General features: G+C 42.2%; 21 protein-coding genes. 16 read left to right on the forward strand and 5 right to left on the reverse strand.

The window, feature by feature from the left end; translation table 11 throughout:
• Positions 1–22 precede the first annotated feature (22 nt).
• A complete protein-coding gene (locus tag FGG79_RS13885; RefSeq protein ID WP_138779311.1) occupies positions 23–415 on the forward strand; it encodes a hypothetical protein in 393 nt (130 codons plus the stop codon).
• A gap of 342 nt (positions 416–757) precedes the next feature.
• Here the strand turns inward: FGG79_RS13885 and FGG79_RS13890 are convergent, their stop codons facing one another.
• Positions 758–1,216 carry an RrF2 family transcriptional regulator gene (locus tag FGG79_RS13890; protein ID WP_138779313.1) on the reverse strand — a complete coding sequence of 153 codons (459 nt, stop codon included), beginning with the start codon at positions 1,214–1,216 and terminating at the stop codon, positions 758–760.
• 162 nt (positions 1,217–1,378) lie between these two features.
• Here FGG79_RS13890 and hmpA point away from each other — a divergent pair, with 162 nt between their 5' ends.
• Complete coding sequence (gene hmpA, locus FGG79_RS13895) at positions 1,379–2,572, forward strand: NO-inducible flavohemoprotein (protein ID WP_138779316.1); 1,194 nt, start codon at positions 1,379–1,381, stop codon at positions 2,570–2,572.
• A gap of 177 nt (positions 2,573–2,749) precedes the next feature.
• Here hmpA and FGG79_RS21835 read toward each other — a convergent pair whose 3' ends face one another.
• Entirely contained in the window at positions 2,750–2,917 is a 168-nt protein-coding gene (locus FGG79_RS21835) for a hypothetical protein (protein WP_171050931.1), read from the reverse strand.
• Between the two features lie 204 nt (positions 2,918–3,121).
• Between FGG79_RS21835 and FGG79_RS13900 the strand changes: the two genes are divergently transcribed.
• Entirely contained in the window at positions 3,122–3,499 is a 378-nt protein-coding gene (locus FGG79_RS13900) for a DnaJ family domain-containing protein (RefSeq protein WP_138779805.1), read from the forward strand.
• Positions 3,500–3,538: 39 nt separating this feature from the next.
• Here FGG79_RS13900 and FGG79_RS13905 read toward each other — a convergent pair whose 3' ends face one another.
• Together FGG79_RS13905 and FGG79_RS13910 are read right to left on the reverse strand one after the other, a co-directional pair.
• A complete protein-coding gene (locus tag FGG79_RS13905; protein ID WP_138779318.1) occupies positions 3,539–3,724 on the reverse strand; it encodes a histidine kinase in 186 nt (61 codons plus the stop codon).
• A 49-nt stretch (positions 3,725–3,773) separates the two neighbouring features.
• Positions 3,774–5,255, reverse strand: coding sequence for a methyl-accepting chemotaxis protein (locus tag FGG79_RS13910; RefSeq protein WP_138779320.1), 1,482 nt, complete (start codon positions 5,253–5,255; stop codon positions 3,774–3,776).
• 176 nt (positions 5,256–5,431) lie between these two features.
• Between FGG79_RS13910 and motA the strand changes: the two genes are divergently transcribed.
• The 10 genes from motA to FGG79_RS13960 all read left to right on the forward strand — a co-directional run bounded on the left by motA (position 5,432) and on the right by FGG79_RS13960 (position 18,608).
• Positions 5,432–6,223 carry a flagellar motor stator protein MotA gene (gene motA / locus FGG79_RS13915; RefSeq protein WP_138779322.1) on the forward strand — a complete coding sequence of 264 codons (792 nt, stop codon included), beginning with the start codon at positions 5,432–5,434 and terminating at the stop codon, positions 6,221–6,223.
• A complete protein-coding gene (motB, locus tag FGG79_RS13920) occupies positions 6,210–7,001 on the forward strand; it encodes a flagellar motor protein MotB (RefSeq protein ID WP_138779324.1) in 792 nt (263 codons plus the stop codon). The genes motA and motB overlap by 14 nt, the downstream gene beginning before the upstream one ends.
• Before the next feature lie 425 nt (positions 7,002–7,426).
• Positions 7,427–8,818, forward strand: a complete 1,392-nt coding sequence (locus FGG79_RS13925; RefSeq protein ID WP_138779326.1) for an alanine/glycine:cation symporter family protein — start codon at positions 7,427–7,429, stop codon at positions 8,816–8,818.
• A 128-nt stretch (positions 8,819–8,946) separates the two neighbouring features.
• A complete protein-coding gene (locus tag FGG79_RS13930) occupies positions 8,947–10,050 on the forward strand; it encodes a carbohydrate kinase (protein WP_240794305.1) in 1,104 nt (367 codons plus the stop codon).
• Positions 10,051–10,073: 23 nt separating this feature from the next.
• Positions 10,074–11,003, forward strand: coding sequence for a pseudouridine-5'-phosphate glycosidase (locus FGG79_RS13935; RefSeq protein WP_138779807.1), 930 nt, complete (start codon positions 10,074–10,076; stop codon positions 11,001–11,003).
• Between the two features lie 116 nt (positions 11,004–11,119).
• A complete protein-coding gene (locus tag FGG79_RS13940; RefSeq protein ID WP_171050932.1) occupies positions 11,120–13,579 on the forward strand; it encodes a PAS domain S-box protein in 2,460 nt (819 codons plus the stop codon).
• A gap of 344 nt (positions 13,580–13,923) precedes the next feature.
• Positions 13,924–15,240 carry an FAD-dependent oxidoreductase gene (locus FGG79_RS13945; protein ID WP_138779332.1) on the forward strand — a complete coding sequence of 439 codons (1,317 nt, stop codon included), beginning with the start codon at positions 13,924–13,926 and terminating at the stop codon, positions 15,238–15,240.
• Positions 15,237–16,226 (forward strand): class I SAM-dependent methyltransferase, encoded by a 990-nt coding sequence (locus FGG79_RS13950; RefSeq protein WP_138779334.1) that lies wholly within the window; start codon positions 15,237–15,239, stop codon positions 16,224–16,226. The genes FGG79_RS13945 and FGG79_RS13950 overlap by 4 nt, the downstream gene beginning before the upstream one ends.
• 484 nt (positions 16,227–16,710) lie before the next feature.
• On the forward strand, positions 16,711–18,027 hold the full coding sequence (locus FGG79_RS13955; RefSeq protein ID WP_240794284.1) for a lysine N(6)-hydroxylase/L-ornithine N(5)-oxygenase family protein: 1,317 nt from the start codon (positions 16,711–16,713) through the stop codon (positions 18,025–18,027).
• A gap of 65 nt (positions 18,028–18,092) precedes the next feature.
• On the forward strand, positions 18,093–18,608 hold the full coding sequence (locus FGG79_RS13960) for a type 1 glutamine amidotransferase domain-containing protein (protein WP_138779336.1): 516 nt from the start codon (positions 18,093–18,095) through the stop codon (positions 18,606–18,608).
• An 87-nt stretch (positions 18,609–18,695) separates the two neighbouring features.
• Here FGG79_RS13960 and FGG79_RS13965 read toward each other — a convergent pair whose 3' ends face one another.
• Positions 18,696–18,920 carry a DUF1128 domain-containing protein gene (locus tag FGG79_RS13965; protein WP_138779338.1) on the reverse strand — a complete coding sequence of 75 codons (225 nt, stop codon included), beginning with the start codon at positions 18,918–18,920 and terminating at the stop codon, positions 18,696–18,698.
• 178 nt (positions 18,921–19,098) lie between these two features.
• Here FGG79_RS13965 and FGG79_RS13970 point away from each other — a divergent pair, with 178 nt between their 5' ends.
• The 3 genes from FGG79_RS13970 to FGG79_RS13980 are packed head-to-tail and all read left to right on the forward strand — an operon-like array spanning position 19,099 to position 20,859.
• Positions 19,099–19,593, forward strand: coding sequence for a low molecular weight protein-tyrosine-phosphatase (locus tag FGG79_RS13970; RefSeq protein ID WP_138779340.1), 495 nt, complete (start codon positions 19,099–19,101; stop codon positions 19,591–19,593).
• The gene (locus FGG79_RS13975; RefSeq protein WP_138779342.1) at positions 19,580–19,999 is read left to right on the forward strand and encodes a YtxH domain-containing protein; all 420 of its coding nucleotides are present in this window, start codon (positions 19,580–19,582) and stop codon (positions 19,997–19,999) included. The genes FGG79_RS13970 and FGG79_RS13975 overlap by 14 nt, the downstream gene beginning before the upstream one ends.
• 17 nt (positions 20,000–20,016) lie before the next feature.
• Entirely contained in the window at positions 20,017–20,859 is an 843-nt protein-coding gene (locus tag FGG79_RS13980; protein ID WP_138779344.1) for a YihY/virulence factor BrkB family protein, read from the forward strand.
• Positions 20,860–20,891 lie beyond the last annotated feature (32 nt).

The following is a 20,891-nucleotide window of genomic DNA, read 5'->3' on the forward strand; positions in this document are numbered from 1 at the left end:
TATAGATAAAGGGGATGAAACAATGCCGTGGAATGTACTACTATTACGAATGTCAGCCATTTATGGGTTTATCGGAGCATTTCTTGGGTCACATATGGCTGGGGCAGGATCCTATGCATTTAAGCCCATTCACGCTCATATTTTAGTTGTTGGCTGGCTGAGCTTGTTTGCATATTCCTCTTATTACCGCTCCTATCAAGTGCCGAAATCTTCTAAACTGGCATTCGCACATGTGTGGACGGCGATCATCGGTTCAATTGGATTGACTGTTGGAATGTGGATGTACAATTTAAACCCTTTCAACCTGTCGAGCAGTTTTACAACGGTCTTCTACATAGTTGGAGGGAGCACTCTACTACTCAGCTTTTTCCTGTTTGTTTTTATGACATTTAAATATAGTGAGAGTAAGAAGTAAGGGAGTGTGCCTGTTTTCAGTTTGGAGACAGGCTTTTTATTTTGGGAGTTATGCGATGGTTGTTCACCTGTCAAAAAATAACGGATTTTTGACAGGTGAATATTGGTCATAGTTTAACAGTTAAATTACCTGTAAATAGTAACTGTTAAACGAATGCAGGTCATTTAAAGTTCAGTTGCTGAATTCAGCAGCTGAACATAACTAACTTACCTTCCAAAAACCTCTTTTATATGGGGATTTTGAAAGAGCTGGAATCCTAATGAGTAATACAACCTCTCTACCTTGATACAAAGCCATCAAAAAAACGCCTATCCAACTATGGAAATAGGCGCGTTTCATTCTTTACGTTAACTTTTCATCCTGCTGCTTTTCCTGGAAAAGGAACCGATAGTCCATTGGATTCTGGACCAAGTCTGCCAAGCTATACTCTTGGAGGACCGAGAGATAGGCGTTCAATGCTTGGCCGAGTACGTGTTTTAATCCGCATACGGGAGTGATGATGCAGGAATTATTTTCGGCATCGAAACATTCGACCAGGTGGAAATCCTCTTCGGTGGCCCGTACGAGTTTTCCAATATTTATTTCTTCAGGAGATAGTGCGAGTTTGATACCGCCGTTTCTGCCACGGATCGTGTCGATCATCCCCATTTTTCCTAGCTCATATGTCACTTTCATAAGATGATTCTTTGAGATGCTGTAGGCATCAGCAATTTCTTTTATATTAGAGAGCTCATCCTTTGGCTTTGATGCCAAATAGATCAAGACCCTCAGTGAGTAATCAGTGTATAAAGTTAGTCTCATGTATCTCACCTTTCCGTTCCGTTCTTTTTTATTATACAGAAGGAATTAAGTCTGTGTCTAAATGTGACTGTTTTGTTAAAGATGTATTTTATATATTGTTTTAAAAGGAAGGTGAGAGTATTCTAAAGGTGTATTTAAAATATATCTTTAGGAGTGACCAATATGTTATCTCAAAAAACCATTGAAATCGTGAAGTCTACTGCCCCTGTCTTAGAAGTTAAAGGAACGGAAATTACGTCCGTGTTTTATAATAATTTATTTACCAATCATCCGGAACTATTAAATATTTTCAATCATGCCAATCAAAAAAGAGGTCGACAGCAAACGGCATTAGCCAATACGGTGTATGCAGCGGCTCAACATATCGATAAGCTCGAGACGATTCTGCCTGTAGTGAAGCAGATTGCCCACAAGCATAGAAGTTTAGGCGTAAAGCCTGAACATTATCCGATTGTTGGCGAGCATCTCCTTCAAGCGATCAAACAAGTACTTGGAGAGGCAGCGACAGATGAGATCATTGAAGCTTGGGGAGAGGCGTACGGTGTCATCGCAGGAGTATTCATCAATGTAGAGGAAGAGATGTACAAAGAAGCAGGATACAGAGACTTTAAGACCTTCGTTGTATCAGAAAAAGTAGAGGAAAGCGATGTGATTACTTCCTTTTATCTTCAACCGAAAGAAGGAGGCGACGTTCCCGCCTATATACCAGGCCAATATATTTCAGTGCGCGTGACCATTCCAGGTGAAGAGTTCACACATATCCGCCAGTACAGCTTATCAAGTGCACCCCGTCAAGACTTCTTCAGAATCTCTGTCAAAAAAGAAGCAGAATTCGATCCTATTGGAAAAGTTTCTAATTTCTTACATGAGAAGATCGAAGCAGGGAGTGAGATCGAAGTCAGTGCACCTGCTGGAGATTTTCATCTAGAGGAAGGTCAGTCACCTGTTGCTTTGATCAGTGGAGGGGTTGGCATTACACCAATGATGAGTATGCTTGATACAATAGCCCGTAACATACCTGAACGGAAAACGACTTTTATCCATGCGAGCAAACACGAAGGTGTTCATGCCTTTAGAGATGAAGTAGACACTCTCATGGACGAATTAGTGAACGGAGAGACTTGTTATATTTATGAAAATCCCCATGATGAATCCCAATCACATTTTCAAGGCTACGTGAACAAAGACATCCTTTCCCAGTATGTGGATGAAGGGACGACATGTTATGTGTGCGGACCGGCACCATTTATGAAAGCGGTTATTTCGACATTGAAAGAAATGGGCGTGACAACAATCCATTTTGAATTCTTCGGCCCGGCGATGGATTTATCAAAGGTGGAAAGTGTACCGGTTTAATCAAATTGGGGATTTGAAAATAAAATGCTTAACTTGAAAATAAATGTGGTGGATTTGAAAATAAAAGTCACAAAGTTGAAAATATAAAAACGTTTGGTCCCAATCCAAACACAAATTTCACATCATACCGCCATGCTGAATAGAAAAAACGCTAGGAATCCTAGCGTTTTTTCTATTTTATAATCGATGTTCGTCGTGATCTTCACGATTTTTAAAGGCTTCCTGTGTCACGATCAGTTCTTCATCACCAGCTGCCTCTTCAGAATGCTTTACTGATGTGCTATTTTGAGGGAAGTTTCCTGGGTGTCCTTTTTTCTTTGAATCGAATGATTTACCACGTGCCATGTTCGCCACTCCTTTTATTCCAGTATATAAATAGCTTTTCCAGCTCGAATGAAAATATGTGAAATGAATTGTCAGAAAATAGACTCATTTCATTCATTCTGTGACCCGGTCATTTAGATATACTAGTTGTAAAAGGTGGGGCGTAGTCACTACGATATGGAAAGATCACCCGATTCCACTGAAAAAGAATCAGGAGGGGTAGAGATGGATTTTTCAATGATTGTATCTGAGCATCGAATTAAGAAGGCGTATGAGGACGGTGAGTTTAAGGCGTTGCCAGGCTTCGGTAAACCGCTCAATCTGGACGATGATTTAGGAGTCCCAGAAGAGTTGAAGATGGCGCATCGAATGATGAAGAATGCTGGCTTCTCAACGGATGAAATGAACGTGAAAAAAGAAATGATGCGTATTGAAGATCTGATCAAAGTATGTGATAACGAATTGGATAAACAGGAGCTGCAACAGAACCTGAATGAGAAAATGTTGAAGTATAATGCCATGCTTTCCAAGAAGAGAATCAACACCAATAGTTCCTTATTTAAAAATTATGAACACAAGCTCGAAGGAAAGCTACTGAAATAAAAAAAACACCACTTTCATCGTCGAAAGTGGTGTTTATTATTATTTCGGGTCCTTGTCCTCTTTGAACAAGAAGAAAGAAATGACCCCGGATAAGAGTGCGCCCCCGATAATAAGCATGGCTTTTGATCCAGGCGGAATTTCAGCGTATTGTTTGCCGAGCATCCAGTTAGCTGCCAGAGCTACGATAATCATGATGGGAATGACCATGGTGAGTCGTTTCTTCAAGAGTGCCACATCCTTATAAACGTAAATGTTGTTATTAGTGTATCATAGTTTATTCCTCTACACTTCGCTGAATTCGTTCGGCGCTTGTGGCAGTTTCTTGAACATATTGGGCGATCGTCCGGTTATCTCCGTGCAAGGTTTCGATGGTTGCGCTGATTTCTTCAAGTCCGGCAGAAGTTTGTTGGATGACGGCAGCCAATTCTTTCGTTGATAGTTCAGCATCCTGGGTCTGTCCTCTTACATCCGAAGCAGTATCAGTCAAGTGCTGGAATTCGCATGATAAGGCTGTAAGCTTCTCTCGGAGTGTCGTGAAATACTCTGTTACTTCACCCGTTGCCCCCACATTTTCATTCAGCTTAACCGAACTAAGATTCATGATTTCCACAGCGGTAGAGTTTGCTGTGTTCACGGAAGCAAGATTGTCGTTGATTTGGGTGGCAGTGTTACGTGTGATCTCTGCTAATTTGCGAATTTCGTCCGCTACGATACTGAAGCCTCGTCCTGCTTCACCAGCTCTTGCCGCTTCGATGGAAGCATTCAATGCGAGTAAATTGGTTTGATCTGTAATGTCTTGTATGCTTCCGATAAAGGTATTGGTTTCTTCAATCTTGCTTGTAAGTTCTTTGAAGGTTTGATGTAGTCCTTCAATGATATTCTTCAACTCAATCATATTCTCCTGAAGATCAATGACCCGTTCGCTGCCTGAAACAGCAATGGCGTTCGCATCCGTTGAATGTATTGTCAGGTCATTTGAGAGTTTGGAGACTTCCTCCATTTTACTCATCGTCGTTTCTGTTACGGAGGCGATATTGTTGATCTGATCACTTTGCGTGACGCTTCCTGCCGAAATTTCTCCGACAGCCGTTTTCATTTCTTCATGTGAAATGAGATGGGTTTGAATCTGATCGTTTATTTGATGGATACTGCTTGAGATTGTCGCCAACTCTTTTTGTAAGAAATTTCGCTGATTCTCTTTTTTCTTACTTTCGCTTTCTGTTATGTGAATGAATTCTTGAAGCTGTTTAAATTGTGATTGATTTAATTGGATGACGACCCCTAGGACTATTCCGAGCAATACATAGCTGAGCAAGGAAGGGACAAATAATTCGGCGAAAACCGGATCTCCCTTTGGAGCCAATACACCATTCATAACGAGCAGTACAAGACCGGACGTGTAACCTATTCCAAAGATGACAGGATTAAAGTGAATGGCACTGATCACAGCTAAAAAGAGAAGAATGACTAAATCAGGAGGGTTGGATCCTTCAAGAAAGAGCCAGATTCCCATAATGGCGTACACAGTAGGGATGCTCAAATACACAAAGTAATGCGGTCTTTTCATGATCAATTGAAGTACAACAAAATATCCGGCCAGAAGCAGGATCTGTGATGCAAAAGCAGCAACGGTGATGATGCCCGATTCGTGGATGATTGAATACGTAAGGGCGGCTACCAGGCTGATTCCATAGGTAATCAGCAGTAGAAGATTCTTTCTTTTACTGTCGACTTCTTTCATTTGCTTTGGGGTCATGACGATTCTCTCCTTTAATAAGACACCTAATACTCTCTATATCGTCATAAATAGATAGCGCTTTAATAACCTTTAGAAGTAATTTTAAGAAAATTTCGAACGCATCTTTCATTCAATATTCCAAGGTTCCATCCGATACTAATAGTAGACTACGAGAAGTAAGGTGGAGCGATCAGATGGATAAGACGTCTTTTATAGGAGTCATTTTAGGGATTATAGCGGTTGGAGTGGGGATGGTATTCAAGGGTGTAAGCCCGATTGCCTTGCTGAACCCTGCGGCCATATTGATTATTATACTTGGAACGGTGGCCGCAGTGACCATTGCCTTCCCGACACACGAAATAAAAAAAGTGCCGAAGCTTTTTGGCATATTGTTTAAAGAACAAAAAGTGCAGGACCCGAAACAAACGATTCAATTTTTCTCTCAAATCGCAGATCTTGCCAGAAAAGAAGGACTGCTTGCCCTTGAAGCCAAGACTCAGGAAGTAGACGATCCTTTCTTGAGGGACGGACTTTCCTTAGCTGTTGATGGCCAGAGCGCGGATTACATAAGGGATGTACTACATGAAGAAATCGACGCAATGGAAGAGCGTCATAGTGGAGGGGCGCTCATCTTTACACAGGCAGGAACGTACGCGCCGACACTTGGTGTGCTCGGGGCGGTCATTGGATTAATCGCAGCACTTAGTCATATGGACAATACTGAAGAGCTTGGACATGCGATATCAGCGGCATTTGTTGCCACACTGCTCGGTATCTTCACGGGATACGTCCTTTGGCATCCTTTCGCCAACAAGTTGAAAAGGAAGTCCAAAGTTGAAGTCCAGATGAAGATGATGATTGTAGAAGGTATCCTTTCAATTATTGAAGGAGAATCACCACGGGTAATTGAACAGAAGCTTGCGTCCTATTTGCCGGCAAGTGAACGGATCTTACTACTAAAGGGGGATGAGGATGAGGCGGCGTAAGAAGAAACATGACGACGAGCATATGGATGAGTCCTGGCTGATCCCGTATGCGGATTTACTCACCTTGTTATTGGCCCTGTTTATCGTCCTCTATGCGTCAAGTTCAGTGGACGCTCAAAAATTTGAGGAACTTTCAGAAGTCTTCAATGAAATCTTCACTGGAGGAACGGGGATGATGGATCATCCAAGCCCGGTGGCACCTCAGCAGTCGAGTGATCAGGTGGAGAAGCAGGCAGCTTCCTCAGGACATGATGTAGAGAAAGAGAAGGAATTAAGCAAAGAAGAACTGGACAAACAGGCTTTTCTTAAGGATCAAGAAGAGTTAAAAGAAATTCAGCAAAAAATAAATGAGTACATCAAAACGAATAACTTGGAGCTTCAGTTCGTCACGAAACTGACCGATGAAGGGTTGCTTCTGACAATACGGGACAATGTCCTATTCGATTCGGGATCTGCGACCGTGCAGGGGAGTGATCTGGGGGTGGCCGACGAATTGTCCGGTCTGCTTGAGATGAATCCACCACGGAACATTATTATCAGCGGACACACTGACAATGTGCCCATCCGGAATGCAGAATTCGATTCCAACTGGGAGCTAAGCGTCATGAGGGCGGTCAATTTCATGAAAATTATTTTGCACAATCCAAAGCTTGATCCACAATGGTTCAGCGCAAAAGGATTTGGAGAATTTGAGCCGATTGCTGACAATGGAACAGCAGAAGGACGGGGACAGAATCGTCGTGTGGAAGTACTGATATTGCCAAGAGTCACAGAATAAACTTCAGGAACTGCAGTTGAATGTCGGCTGCAGTCTTTTTTATGGTCAAATGCTGGCACATTTCCAGGGAAATGAACCGAATTTGTCAAATGGTGATGAGGGATAGTCGCTAGCTACATTTGTGGCCATTGGTAAAGAAACAAATAGCCGAAAATATGACATGTTTTTCCTGAGTGGTCATAACCATTTTTCTATTGGATTTCCAGATGTAGAAAGAATTTTTAAAAAAATTCACGAAGAAGGTTTTGAGCTTCCTTATTAAGGGAAAAGTCAGGAAAACGATTTAGAAGCACTGGCTAATTTTTCTGGATCCGGGGGTCTCTAATAGAAGAATGACAAGTTTTATACATATTTTAGACTGATTCATATGCCCCCGTGAATTCATCCAAACCTTAGCCATGGCCTCTACAAGAGGAGGAGCATGATTGGAGACTTTTTTTGACATCATAGGTAAGATTTCTGCATGGTTATGGGGTCCCCCGTTAATCATTGTCCTAGGAGCAACAGGCTTGTACTTAACAATTTTATTGAAATTTATACAATTTCGGTATCCGCTTTATATTTTTAAGCAAACCGTAGGGAGTGTATTTAAAAAACCTAAGGGTGAAGGTACAGTGACTCCGCTGCAGGCTTTAACATCAGCTCTGTCGTCTACGATCGGGGCGGCGAATATCGTAGGTGTCCCGGCCGCGATTATGTTCGGTGGTCCAGGAGCTGTTTTCTGGATGTGGGTAATTGCATTAATCGGAATGGCTCTGAAATTTTCAGAGAGCGTCCTGGCTGTAAGGTACCGTGAGAAGAATGGAAAGGGAGAGTATGTAGGCGGTCCCATGTACTACATGAAGAAAGGCTTGAACATGAAATGGTTAGGTGTATGGTTCGCCTTTGCCCTTATGATTGAGTTGATTCCGAGTGTCATGGTCCAAGGGAATGCTGTTGCTTCAACAGTAGAAGAAACGTTCCATATAAATGGACTCATCACAGGTATTGTGGTGGCACTTATCGTAGTGTTGATTGTATTTGGAGGAATCAAGCGAATTGGTAAAGTAACGGAAATCTTCGTACCGTTCATGGCGCTGATCTATGTAGGAAGTGCACTCGTGATCCTGTTTATGAACATGGACGCCGTACCTGAATTCTTCCGTTTAATTCTTTCCAATGCCTTTCAACCCATGTCTGCGATGGGCGGATTCGCAGGTGTAGCAGTAGCTGAGACGATCCGTTGGGGATTTGCCCGGGGATTGTACTCGAATGAGGCAGGTCTTGGAACCGCACCGATTGCCCATGCGGCAGCACAAACGGATCATCCTGTGCGACAGGGACTTTGGGCGATTGTGGGAATTGTAATTGATACAATCATCGTTTGCACGGCCACGGCATTCGTCGTATTATCTTCAGGGGTTTGGACTGCAGAAAATGCACTGGATGACCCTTCTGCTCTTACGACAGAAGCTTTCAGCAGTTATTTTGGAGAATTTGGCGGAATTCTCGTAACGATTTCCTTACTATTCTTCGTCTTGTCGACGATTATCGTCATCGTCTTTTATGGAGCAAAGCAAGCGGAATTCCTATTCGGCTGGAAAGCATCACAGGCAATCAAAATTGTTTATACCATCGCCATCGTTCTTGGTTCTGTCGGAGCAGCGAAAGTCATTTGGCAATTTCTTGACCTGGCACTAGTGGCAATCTTGATTCCGAATATCATTGCAGTCCTACTCTTGAGCAAAGAGGTTAAGAGATTGACGGACGAATTCTTTACATCGGATGAATACTATTTGAAGGATACTGGTCAGGTAAAAGAAAAGAAAATATCGTAACCGAATGGAATGGGTTTTCTGCACAGAAACCCCATTCCATTTTTTTTTTTGAAGATTACTATCTTCCAACTTGTGTAAATTAAAACAAAAGTTTAGAATATTAACAAAAGTTGATTTTCTTTATAGGGGTGGGAGAATTGAACGAAAAGGAAAAGCTTTTATTGTCGTACATCGAGGAAAATCCGTTTATGACCCAACAGGAGCTGTCAGAACGAAGTGGAATTTCCCGATCAGCAGTAGCAGGTTACATTTCGAATCTGGTAAAGCAGGGAAAACTATTGGGTCGTGCGTACGTATTGCCGAAGAAAAATGGTATCACATGCATAGGTGGCGCGAATATAGATCGCAAGATGCAGTTGAAGGGAAATATGATACCTGAAACATCAAATCCTGCAAGAACGGAACAAACAAGTGGCGGAGTGGCGAGGAATATCGCCGAGAACCTTGGAAGACTGGGTAGAGATGCTAATTTGGTTACTGTAGTAGGAGAAGACACAGGGGGCAGCTGGCTTTTGGCCCAAACAAAATCTTTTGCTAATATTTCTGGTTCCCAGAGACTGTTAAATGAAAATACAGGAACGTATTCGGCGATTTTGGATAAAAAGGGTGAAATGATGTTTGCCCTGGCTGATATGGACATTTATGAAAGCGTTGACATTGACTTTATCGAAAAGCGATGGAGTTTGATATCGTCGTCCGAAATGGTGATATTGGATACTAATTTTCCTGATTATGTCCTAAAGTACATTATTCGAAGGTGTCACACAGAAGGAATACCACTGACGGTGATTCCTGTTTCAGAACCCAAGGTAAAAAAGCTCCCCACCTCTTTAGAAGGAGTTACGTGGTTTATATGCAATAAAGGAGAAGCTGAAGTGTATTTAGATATGAAGATTGAAACAGAAGGAGATTATTTCAAAGCAGCGAAAGCCCTTACCTTGAAAGGGGCGGAGCGAGTCGTCATTACAAGGGGGGATCAAGGGCTAATCTATTACACTACTTACAAAGAAGCAAGGGCCGTATTGCCACCAAAGGTTGATGTCGAGGACGTAACTGGTGCAGGTGACGCCCTAGTTGCCGGGATATTATTCGGCTATCTAAAGGGATCCGATACCGACGGGGCGTGCAGGATCGGCGTCGTTTGCTCATCGATCACCCTCCAATCAAAATATACGGTGGCACCGACATTGAATAAGAGCAAGTTGCAACAAGAGTTTAGTCTTTATTATTAATAGAGGGGGATAAGTACGTGGACATCAATTCATATTTAGAATACTCAGAGGAAGTACAGGAAGCCCAAAAAAAGGGAAAGGCCATCGTTGCTTTAGAATCGACAATCATTTCTCATGGGATGCCATATCCTCAAAACGTAAAGACCGCACGTGAAGTGGAAGATATCATTCGTTCAAAGGGTGCAGTACCGGCAACGATCGCGATATTAAATGGGAAAATAAAAGTAGGATTATCCGATGAAGAGCTAGAATATCTGGGTCAGGCCACAGCAGTCATCAAAGCCAGCCGCCGGGACCTTCCGTATATCCTGGCTTCTAAAAAAGACGGGGCGACAACGGTTGCTGCGACTATGATTTGTGCGGAGCTTGCAGACATCTCTGTATTTGTGACGGGGGGGATTGGAGGAGTCCATCGAAACGCAGAAGTAACGATGGATATTTCAGCAGATCTGGAGGAATTGGCGAAGTCGAATGTAGCGGTAGTTTGTGCAGGAGCGAAATCGATATTGGACATCGGCTTGACCCTCGAATATTTAGAAACAAAAGGAGTTCCCGTTTTAGGTTTTAAAACCGATTCATTGCCGGCATTCTACACAAGAAAAAGTCCTTATAAAGTGAATTATAAAGTCGAGACTCCTGGTGAAACAGCTGCGATACTAAAAGCTAAATGGGATCTTGGATTAAAGGGAGGGGTCGTTGTGGCTAACCCGATACCTGAAACGGATGCATTGGATGAACAAGAGATGGATCAGATAATCGAAATGGCATTGAAGGAAGCGGAGGTACAGGGGATTTCAGGTAAGGAAGCCACACCTTTCCTTCTTGGAAAAGTGAAAGAGTTAACAGATGGAAAGAGCCTTAAGGCAAATATTGCCCTCGTGAAGCATAATGCTCATATAGGAGCCGATATTGCCGTTCATTACTGTGAACTTGGTAAGGTGGAAACCTTTTAATTCAATGAGGTGAACAGTGGACCTGGGTGGGACATCACGCCCAGGTTTTTTAGGTTGAATTGATATTGTCGTTTATATGTGGTCAGAGGTAGGGTAAAATGGTGTTAAATAATGTTATGAAAAAGGAAGGTATTATGGCTGATATGCACCCCTATCATGCACTGAACGTTGAGTCAATTCCCGCCCCGGCAGCAATAATCGATGTATTGAACCCTTCGATTATAGAAGAAAACAATGAATGGAAAGGGATTACCCTTCAAGAAGGAGATCTTCTTACCAGGATATTGCAAGAAGAGGATTATTCCATTCGCATCAACCATCAATCCCATCGCTTTAAAAGGAAAAGCATCGATCATTCCAAGGAACTTGTGATGATTGTTCCACAAGGTTCTGAAGAAAACCTTGCTTCCGGTGAGAACTTACAACACTCTCAATCGGCTATCTATGAATCGCTAATTTACAACACCCCGACATGTGTATGTATCATTGATAAAAACGGAAGAGTGATGGAAATGAATCATTCATTCCAGAAGCTGTTCCAGATATCTGATGCCATTCTGGGAGAATCCCTTTATAACCAGACGCCACTCCTGCATCAATCCTTTATCACTATTGTGGAGGACGGGTTGAAGGGAATGAATACGACAGGAAAAGAAGTTACCTTTGACATGCCGTCTCATCAGAAAATCACTTGTAACATCACGATTTCCCCTGCAAATTATAGGAGTGATGGAACGGTTGACAGCGTCGGAATCATCCTTCACGACATTACCGAGAAGAAAAATTATGAAAATGAACTGATGTCACTAAAAGTGGAGCTTGAAAACACACTTCGGCTACAGAAGACAATTACATACAAGATTAAAAAGAAACAGAATGACTTTGTCATTGAAATGGCAGCGGGGGAACTATTGAAAAAGCTGAACCTGACCCCTTCAAAAGTGATCGGGGAAACGATCCAGGATGTGTTCGATTCCCACCACTTAGGAAAAATCCAACCAAAGCTAAAGCGTATATGGGAAACAGGGGAAGAATTGACGTATGAAGATGAGTACAAGGAATTAGAGTATTTAGCCTCCATCGTACCCGTCCTCCAAAACGGTAGAGTGGTAGAAATCATCTGTTCCATTTCAGATATTTCTCTCGTAAAGGATATCCAGCGAAAGCTCATCGAAAGCGAACAGAAGTATAAATCGATTGTGAAATACAGTCCTGACAATATCTATATGGTCGATACAAAGGGGATCATTCAAGAAATCAATCCGGCTGTAAAGGATCAGTGGAATCATATCTCCCCTCACATGATCGGAAGCCATTTCAGTGAGTTCATTGCAGATGGAAGTAAGAAGACAGCCATAGATCAATTTGAAATTGCACTTCAAGGAGAAGCCTCAAGGTTTGTGACCACCTTTGAAAACGGGGAAGGCGGCAAGAGTCATGTAGCGGTGACCAATATACCGATACGGGTCAAGAATAAGGTCATAGGAATTTATGGATTCGGACAAGACATCACAGAAAAACTGAAGATGGAAGAAGAACTAAAAGAAGCAAAAGAATTACTTGAAGCTTATTTCGAACATGCCGGTGACGGGATTGCCCTGCTAGATCCCGAAGGAAATGTATTAAAGGTCAATCAACAATTTGAATCTATGTTCGGTTGGACAAAGGATGAAATTACAGGGAGGGAAATTACCTTCTTGCATCAGGAAGATCAAGTGGGACAGTTCAGGCAAAACCTATCCACGGTGAAGGCAGGTAAGCGGATCAAGGATTATGAAACCATTCGATACCGCAAAAACGCCTCACCTATTGAAATCGCCTTTAATATGAATCCGATCATAAATGACAATGGAAGCCTAATCGGTATTTCAGCCATCATACGGGACTTGTCAGAGAAGAAGCGAAATGAAGATTTATTGAAGAAATCAGAACAGCTTGCCATGATTGGACAACTCGCAGCAGGTGTCGCCCATGAAATCAGAAACCCGTTGACCACCTTAAAAGGATTTCTTCAACTCATGAAAGAAAATGCAGAAGATGATTTCTATCTGGGGGTCATCCAAGGAGAATTAGACCGTATCGAGATCATTACCAATGAGTTTCTGGCATTGGCCAAACCAAGGGCCGTCAAGTTTTCATTAACTTCATTGACGACACTTCTCACAAGCTCCGTTGAGTTTATTAAGATGGAGTGCCTGAAGCAGGGAGTCGATGTGAGATTTTCGGTGGAGGAAGCAGAAATCGATTGTGACTCCCATCAAATGAAACAGGTCATCTTGAACGTGATGAAGAATGCCCTCGAAGCTATGCCGAGCGGAGGTCTCCTCAATGTTCAACTGGAGAAAGAAGATGAACATGCAAAAATATTCATTCAGGATAACGGAAGCGGGATTCCCCCTGAACGGATGAAGCATTTAGGAGAACCCTTCTATAGCACAAAAGAAAAAGGGACGGGCCTGGGATTAATGATTTGCCAAAAAATCATTAAAGAGCACCATGGATCCCTTTCCATTCGTAGCAATGTCAGTGAAGGGACGACTGTTACGATCCTCCTGCCTATAGCTGAAAAAAGATAGGAGAAACTCCACGATAAGAGGACAATCTTATCGTGGAGTTTTTCTGGTTATGGCAAATTATCTTCATGAATGTGTCTTGATGATTTTCACCACTCTTCACATCGGTACAGGGTAGGTAGATGAAGAGTAATGTCGAATTCAAGGCGGCGAGGATACGACAATAACTGAGTTTGAATACAGGTAGTATCGAGTGGAACATAGATATTTTCCGGGAAATATCTATGTTCTACATAATTCTATCATTCTGTCTCATTGGTAGAAAGTTGTCTATTCGTGGTGAGAGCACATCGTCACGTTTCAACATTTTGGAATAAGGATAAAGAATAGGAAAGAGGTGAGGAGAGATGAAGACCAATGTGTTGATTAGTGGTGGAGGAATCGGAGGCCTGACACTCGGATTGAAATTGGCTAAATGTGATATCGATGTAACAGTCGTGGAACGTCTGCCAGGACCAGGTTCTGTTTACAAAGGGGAACTCCTCCAACCTAAAAGCTTGGAAATATTCGAGTCATTAGGTGTCCTAGACACTGTTTTCCAAAACGGACATATCATTTCCGATTTAGAACTCATCGAATTGAAGAACGCTAAATCGGAAGAGGATCACTCCATGATGAGCTATTCAATTCTTCCCAGTCGTTATCCCTTTTCTTTAATGATCCACCATGAAACGTTAAAAGAGATCTTACGAAAAAAAGGGAAAGAGTATCCGACCTTTCACTATCGACCGAATACAGCCTGCAAGAAAATTGATGGACATAGTGTGATCGTTGAAGATAGAGAATCAAAGGAAGAACAAGAGATTTATAGTGACTTTATCATAGGTGCTGAAGGGAGAAGCTCGGTCACCCGTGACTATATGGGAGTCAATGTGAAAGAAAAGAAATACAACCATCATTTCTTAACGGTGACCTTTCCCCGCCCAAAAGAACTGATAAAGGGGCGGATCATTTCTACATATCAATCATTCTTAGGCCTATTCCCGTTACCAAATGATGAAGTGAGATCCGTGTATCTCATTCCGGCCGGGGAATACAAAACGCTTCGGAAAAAGCCAATTTCAGAGTTTCATAAGCTCTATATACAAATGTGCCCCGACCTGGATGGATATGTGAACCAAATAAAAGACTGGAAGAAAATCCAGCTGATGGTGCCGGTGAAATATCATGCAGAAACATATGTGTTGGATCACCTTGCCCTTATCGGTGATGCTGTTCATACCGTTCACCCCATGGCAGGGGAAGGCATGAATATGGCGATACAAGATGGAAGTATTCTTGGTGAATTATTATGTGATATGTATGCGCAGAGAAAATTAGATCCAGTCAATTTGGAGTGGTATCCAAAAGTCAGAAAAAGAAGAGTCGCCCATCAAATGCACCTCAGTCATTTATCGGCGCTTGTATATTCGTATCCATACCGACCGGTAGGATGGCTTCGAAATAAGAGTCTGCAGCGGATGGAGAAGGATTCCATTTCCCATTTCAAGCAGATGCTGAATATTTCCGGTCTCGGTATGTGGAGGGAAACCCTATATGATCGGATGATTCAAGGAGGCATGCTTCCGATCAGGAATGAGCCGTTAACGGACGAGGAAAAATGGACTACCACCTTTACGGAACACCAGGATTATCCTTGGAAACGAAAGGAGGCACTACAATGATAGGAGAAATAGTGAAAGTATGGAGGGCTAGGACATGGATGAAAAAAAATGTCCCTTTTCTATACAGCTGGCATGCTTATGTAGGGTATGAAATGGATTTGTTTGAAAGCTTCACAAAGCCTGCATCCATTCAGGAAGTGGCATTAGCGAGAGACATCGAAATGGATTTGCTTGAACAGTGGGTGGAGGTCGGCATAACCATCAAGCACCTGAAACGGGTAGAGGATGAAAAAGTCACAACGAGAAACAGGTGGAAGTTGCCGACATCAAAAAAAGATCCCCACTCATCAGGCATCCTGTTAAAAGAAATGATGGAGCTCCACATTCCCGCCCTGTTATCATATCCTCAATTACTGCGTAATCAAACCAAACAGCACTTCAATTCGGATGTCCATGGTTCGACGGTAGCGAAAACGTCGATTCTACTGGAACGATTTGCTTTCCCAAAAGTCGAGAAGGTGATCAAAAAATATAACGTTGATTCAATCCTGGACTTAGGGTGTGGTGAAGGTGGATATGTTAAAAGAATAGGAGAGCGTTATCCTAAAAAGCGCATGGTAGGAATCGAAATTCATGAGGCGGTGGCAAAATCTGCAGCAGAATCACTTCAAGGCTTCGAGAATATTGAAGTACTTTGTAAGGATCTTCATGAATATGAGCCTGAAAAACAATTCGATATGATTATGGCCAACAATCTTTTTCACTATATAGATCCATCGGAACGCCTGCAATTCTTCAAAAAGGCATCCGCATGGCTTGAACCGGAAGGGCTCTTCTTTGTCCTAACCCCGATGCAGAAATCAAAGCACGGAAAGCAATTCTCAAGTGCCTTCAACAGCTTCTTCATGACATTCGAGAACCTTTACCCAATTCCTTCCCAAAAGGAAATGGAGACATTGGCGGGGAAAACGAATTTCAAAGTAGAGTCCCTCGAACCGATTGTAAAAGAGGGAGGATGGTACGTAATGGTTTTCAGGAAAAACTGATCCTCTAGGTGAGGATCGTTTTTTTGTTTGACCGAGTGGTTTGTGGTTGTGTTTGTGGCATTTTTGATATGACGGTTCGTACCACTGTTTTAATAGTCGATAATATATCTGGAAAGTCGATAATAAAAGCAGTGAAGTCGATAATATAATTGGAAAGTCGATAATATATGAGGGAAAGTCGATAAAATAATCAAAAACTCGATAATAAAAAGATTCGCAGCCCTTATTAGCTCCGAATACATACGTATTTCTTACTTCCCGGAGGCATCCCCTATAGATAGTCATTTTAACAGTCAAATTCCGTTTGAAATTCACCTGTTAAAAATTTGGCTCGATTCAACAGGCAACAAAACAGGCAACAAAATTCAACCAAAATATATATCTCCACAACACATCCGTCACAATTATTTTCACTAAATAGGGTAAACGTCCAGCGTTTTAGGGTAAAAATAAAAAGATGATCATGAAGATGGAGGAGAGCTATTTGAGTAGACAAGATATGTATGATTGTATCGGGATTGGAATCGGTCCATACAATTTAAGTTTAGCGGCCCTGATGGAGGAGAAGACGGATCTGAAGGTGAAATTTTTCGATCAGACCCCGGAGTTTCAGTGGCATCCAGGAATGTTGATTAATCTGACCGATTTGCAGGTTCCGTTCATCGCCGACTTGGTGACGTTTGCGAATCCTCAGAGCCGGTATAGTTATTTGAATTATTTACATACCCATAATCGTTTATATAAATTTTTCTTCTTTCAAAAATTCGAAATGCCAAGGCAGGAGTACAATGACTATGCCCGCTGGGTGGTGAGTCAGCTCAGTTCGTGCCAATTTCATAGTGAAGTTATTGGGGTAACGGATGAAGGAGACGGTTATAAGGTTGTCATCGATAACCGGTTGACCGACGAGCGTGAGGTTTATTACTCCAAGCATGTAGTGATGGGGACAGGAAGTAAGCCGTTGATAGTAGACGGAATGGATGGTTTCCCTGATGTTGATGTTCACCATACGAGTAAATATCTGTTTCATAAAGACACGACCTTGGAAGGATCCTCGATAACAATTGTCGGATCCGGACAAAGTGCAGCCGAGGTGTTCTACGATTTATTGAAAGAGCAGGAAAATCATTCGTATCAGCTTACATGGCTAACCCGTTCCGAAGGGATACTTCAGCTCGAGTCGTCAAAGCTCGGACAAGAGTTTTTCGCACCTGACTATGTGGATTATTTCCACGGGCTTACATACGACAAACGGAAGGAAACCCTGAAAACGCTGGATCAACTTAGAAATGGAATTGATCCTGATACCCTCAATAATATTTACAACATCCTATACAACCATTCAGTCAGCGATAGCTCACCGGATATTACGATTCAGCCTTTAACGGAAGTGAATAAGATCCAGCAAGAAGGGGATCGTTACGTCTTGAATTGCCGTCAATGGCAGGAGGAACGTGACTTCACGTATGAGAGTGAGAAGGTGATATTGGCAACAGGATATAAACCGAATATTCCACAGTGGTTCTATGAAGAATTCGAGGATAAAATAGTATGGGAAGACGAGAAGAAATATAAAGTTTCCCGAAATTATAAGCTCCAGTTTAAAGAGAGCTCCAATCGAGAGTATCATTTCTACACGGTGACGAATCTTGAACATTCCCACGGTGCTGGAGCTACGAACCTGGGATTAGCCGTCGACCGAAATATTCAAATCATCAATGACATCGTTGGAGAAGAAGTATATGAAGTACAGAGGAATACGGTATTTACTCAATTTACGATGGATAAAAAAGGGTTTTAATTTATGTGTTGAGGGTAAAGTATATGTGTGATAAATACAAACGAAAAATAGGAGTGTTTAATTTTATGGCTAAAATCGCAACATTAATTACAGACATGTTTGAAGACGTAGAATTCACAGATCCTGAAAAAGCGTTTAAGGAAGCTGGGCACGAAGTTGTGACAATCGAGAAAGAAAAAGGAAAGTCGGTCAAAGGTAAGCAGGGGGACGCGACGGTGAACATTGATGAAAGCATCGATAACGTCAATCCATCAGACTTTGATGCCCTCTTATTACCAGGGGGATTCTCGCCGGATCAGCTTCGGGCAGATGACCGGTTCGTAGCATTCGCGAAGCATTTCATGGACGAGAAGAAACCGGTATTCGCGATTTGTCATGGTCCACAATTACTGATCACGGCAAAAGCATTGGAAGGGCGAAAAGCGACAGGCTTTAAGTCTATTAAAGTAGATATGGAATATGCAGGTGTGACGTATGAGGACAAAGAGGTGGTCGTATGCGGCAACCAACTTGTGACAAGCAGAACGCCAGATGATATCCCGGCATTTAACCGTGAATCATTAGCGCTCCTTTCGAAATAAGACAAGTAAATGGAAGGGGACATTCCCCAAGGTATTTTGTACCTTTGTGGGAATGTCCCCTTTTCAAATGCTCAACCTGCCAGCTGCTTACTTACGGCGAAGGTTACCCATTTCTTCAATGATGGCTGTCATTTCACTCGGGCTGAATCGCTCTTTCCGATCGACCATAACATAAAGATCATGAAGGTCTTCATACATTGCTTCGTCGAAATCTTCAGGCTTTACTGCACCGCCGTTAACTATTTTTAATTTTTCTTTAATTGCTGTTACCATGAATTCGATATTCTCGGTTGTGTTTTGAGATAAATTCAATTGAAATCGTCCTTTCTGACGTACCAGTTATTATACCATTTATCTTTCCATGATTTGATCTCCCTGTCAACACACCTTCGTTCAGGGTGATTGGATAAGGATTTTTTTCGAGAATGTTTTACACTATTATGGAATGGGAAATGAATAGGTAAGCTAAAACGTTAGGAGAGGCATGCTGATGATATCTGTTTTGTTCGTATGTTTGGGAAATATTTGTCGCTCCCCAATGGCAGAAGCAATCTTCAGAACGAAAATAAAGGCTGAGAACTTGGAAGATATCATTGAGGTGGACTCAGCAGGTACTGGTGACTGGCATGTTGGAAAAAAACCTCATGAAGGAACTTTGTCCATCCTTAGAGAAAATAATATAGAGAGTGATGGCCTCGTTGCCCGGCAATTTCAGCGAGAGGATAAGGAGTATGATTATATCGTAGCCATGGATTCATCAAACGAACAAAATGTGATGGTTATCCTGGAACCGGAACATCACGGGAAGGTATTTAAGCTCCTTGATCTGGTCGAGGAAAGTGATAGGAAGGATGTTCCCAATCCTTATTACACAGGGAATTTTCAAAAAGTGTATGATTTAGTGGAATCCGGGTGCAGCCAATTAGTAAATAAAATCAAAAAGGACAATCATTTGAAGGAGGGTAATACATATGGGAAGCAATAAATTTTTCAAAGGAGTCATGTTAGGTGCTGTTGCGGGGGGGCTTCTGTCCTTGCTGGACAAAAAGACACGTCAAGAAGTAGGTGCTTCATTAAAGAACAGCGGGAACTATCTGTCTGCCTATACAAAAAATCCTCAGAACTTGGTCGAGGCGTCGAAGGATGTGTATGATAAGCTGCGCATGACGGCCGATCAAGTGAGCAGGGATATTCAATTCATCAGCGAAAAAGTAGATGAAATTAAAGGAATGTCTCCACAGGTGAAGGAAATGATCGAGGAAACAAAAGAAACCTTTGAAGACTCTTCAGAAACTTACAAAGAGACGTTTTCAGATCGAGAAACATCAAATGAACTATCCACACAAGATGAAGAGAATCAACCGATTGCTTCATCCTTCAAGGGATATTAATCAAACGAGGTGAGAAGATGTCGGATGAGACGTTCAAAGGAGGATGGAAAGGATTTTCGAAAAGTCTTTTCTCAAATATTAGTGCGAATGATGTAACGGGTCTTGCTGCGCAAATTGCCTATTACTTTCTTTTATCTCTCTTTCCACTACTGATTTTCACTGTCACGCTGTTGCCCTATTTGCCGGTAGAGCAGTCAGATTTGCTTGGGGTCGTCAGGGATTTCGCACCAGGTGAGACGATGACGATGATAGAGGAGACTCTTCAAGACGTCATGTCTAATCGTAATTCCAGTTTGCTATCGGTCAGTATCATCGCTACCATATGGTCTGCGTCCAATGGGATGAATGCAATTGTGAAAAGCTTGAACAGGGCATATGATGTGGGGGAGTCCAGGTCATTTATCGTGACACGCTTCATATCGATCTTGCTTACCTTGGGAATGATTTTAGTGTTTGTGGTAGCTCTTTTACTTCCAGTATTCGGCAAGCAAATCGGAGTATTATTATTCTCACAATTCGGGTTTTCCGAGCAATTTCTATCGATATGGAATGCCGTACGCTGGGCAATCAGTCCAATCATCCTCTTTATTGTGTTTGTAGGCTTGTATTACTTCGCTCCAAGTAAGCGAATCAAATGCCTAAGCGCGTTTCCGGGAGCGATCTTTGCGACCCTTGGCTGGGTTCTTGTTTCCTTGGCTTTTTCGTTTTATGTTGGAAGCTTTGGGAATTATTCAGCCACCTATGGAAGCATCGGAGGAATCATCGTACTCATGATCTGGTTTTATCTAACTGGAATCATCATCATGATCGGTGGGGAAATCAACGCTTTAGTGACGATTAAGGACAAGGATTCGTGTTAAAATAAGAGGAAATCGATCCTTGGACATAGTAG

The sequence above is a fragment of the Bacillus sp. BHET2 genome, from assembly GCF_005938125.1.
In the GTDB taxonomy this organism is placed as follows: domain Bacteria; phylum Bacillota; class Bacilli; order Bacillales; family Bacillaceae_B; genus Rossellomorea.

Excerpts from the sequence above, each read along its gene's own strand:
- FGG79_RS13945 (WP_138779332.1), top strand. The coding sequence starts at position 13,924 with ATGAAGACCAATGTGTTGATTAGTGGTGGAGGAATCGGAGGCCTGACA.
- FGG79_RS13980 (WP_138779344.1), top strand. The coding sequence starts at position 20,017 with ATGTCGGATGAGACGTTCAAAGGAGGATGGAAAGGATTTTCGAAAAGT.
- FGG79_RS13940 (WP_171050932.1), top strand. The coding sequence starts at position 11,120 with ATGAAAAAGGAAGGTATTATGGCTGATATGCACCCCTATCATGCACTG.
- FGG79_RS13960 (WP_138779336.1), top strand. The coding sequence starts at position 18,093 with ATGGCTAAAATCGCAACATTAATTACAGACATGTTTGAAGACGTAGAA.
- motB (WP_138779324.1), top strand. The coding sequence starts at position 6,210 with ATGAGGCGGCGTAAGAAGAAACATGACGACGAGCATATGGATGAGTCC.
- FGG79_RS13890 (WP_138779313.1), bottom strand. The coding sequence starts at position 1,216 with ATGAGACTAACTTTATACACTGATTACTCACTGAGGGTCTTGATCTAT.
- FGG79_RS13910 (WP_138779320.1), bottom strand. The coding sequence starts at position 5,255 with ATGACCCCAAAGCAAATGAAAGAAGTCGACAGTAAAAGAAAGAATCTT.
- FGG79_RS13950 (WP_138779334.1), top strand. The coding sequence starts at position 15,237 with ATGATAGGAGAAATAGTGAAAGTATGGAGGGCTAGGACATGGATGAAA.
- FGG79_RS13970 (WP_138779340.1), top strand. The coding sequence starts at position 19,099 with ATGATATCTGTTTTGTTCGTATGTTTGGGAAATATTTGTCGCTCCCCA.
- FGG79_RS13975 (WP_138779342.1), top strand. The coding sequence starts at position 19,580 with ATGGGAAGCAATAAATTTTTCAAAGGAGTCATGTTAGGTGCTGTTGCG.
- FGG79_RS21835 (WP_171050931.1), bottom strand. The coding sequence starts at position 2,917 with ATGGCACGTGGTAAATCATTCGATTCAAAGAAAAAAGGACACCCAGGA.
- hmpA (WP_138779316.1), top strand. The coding sequence starts at position 1,379 with ATGTTATCTCAAAAAACCATTGAAATCGTGAAGTCTACTGCCCCTGTC.
- motA (WP_138779322.1), top strand. The coding sequence starts at position 5,432 with ATGGATAAGACGTCTTTTATAGGAGTCATTTTAGGGATTATAGCGGTT.
- FGG79_RS13900 (WP_138779805.1), top strand. The coding sequence starts at position 3,122 with ATGGATTTTTCAATGATTGTATCTGAGCATCGAATTAAGAAGGCGTAT.
- FGG79_RS13885 (WP_138779311.1), top strand. The coding sequence starts at position 23 with ATGCCGTGGAATGTACTACTATTACGAATGTCAGCCATTTATGGGTTT.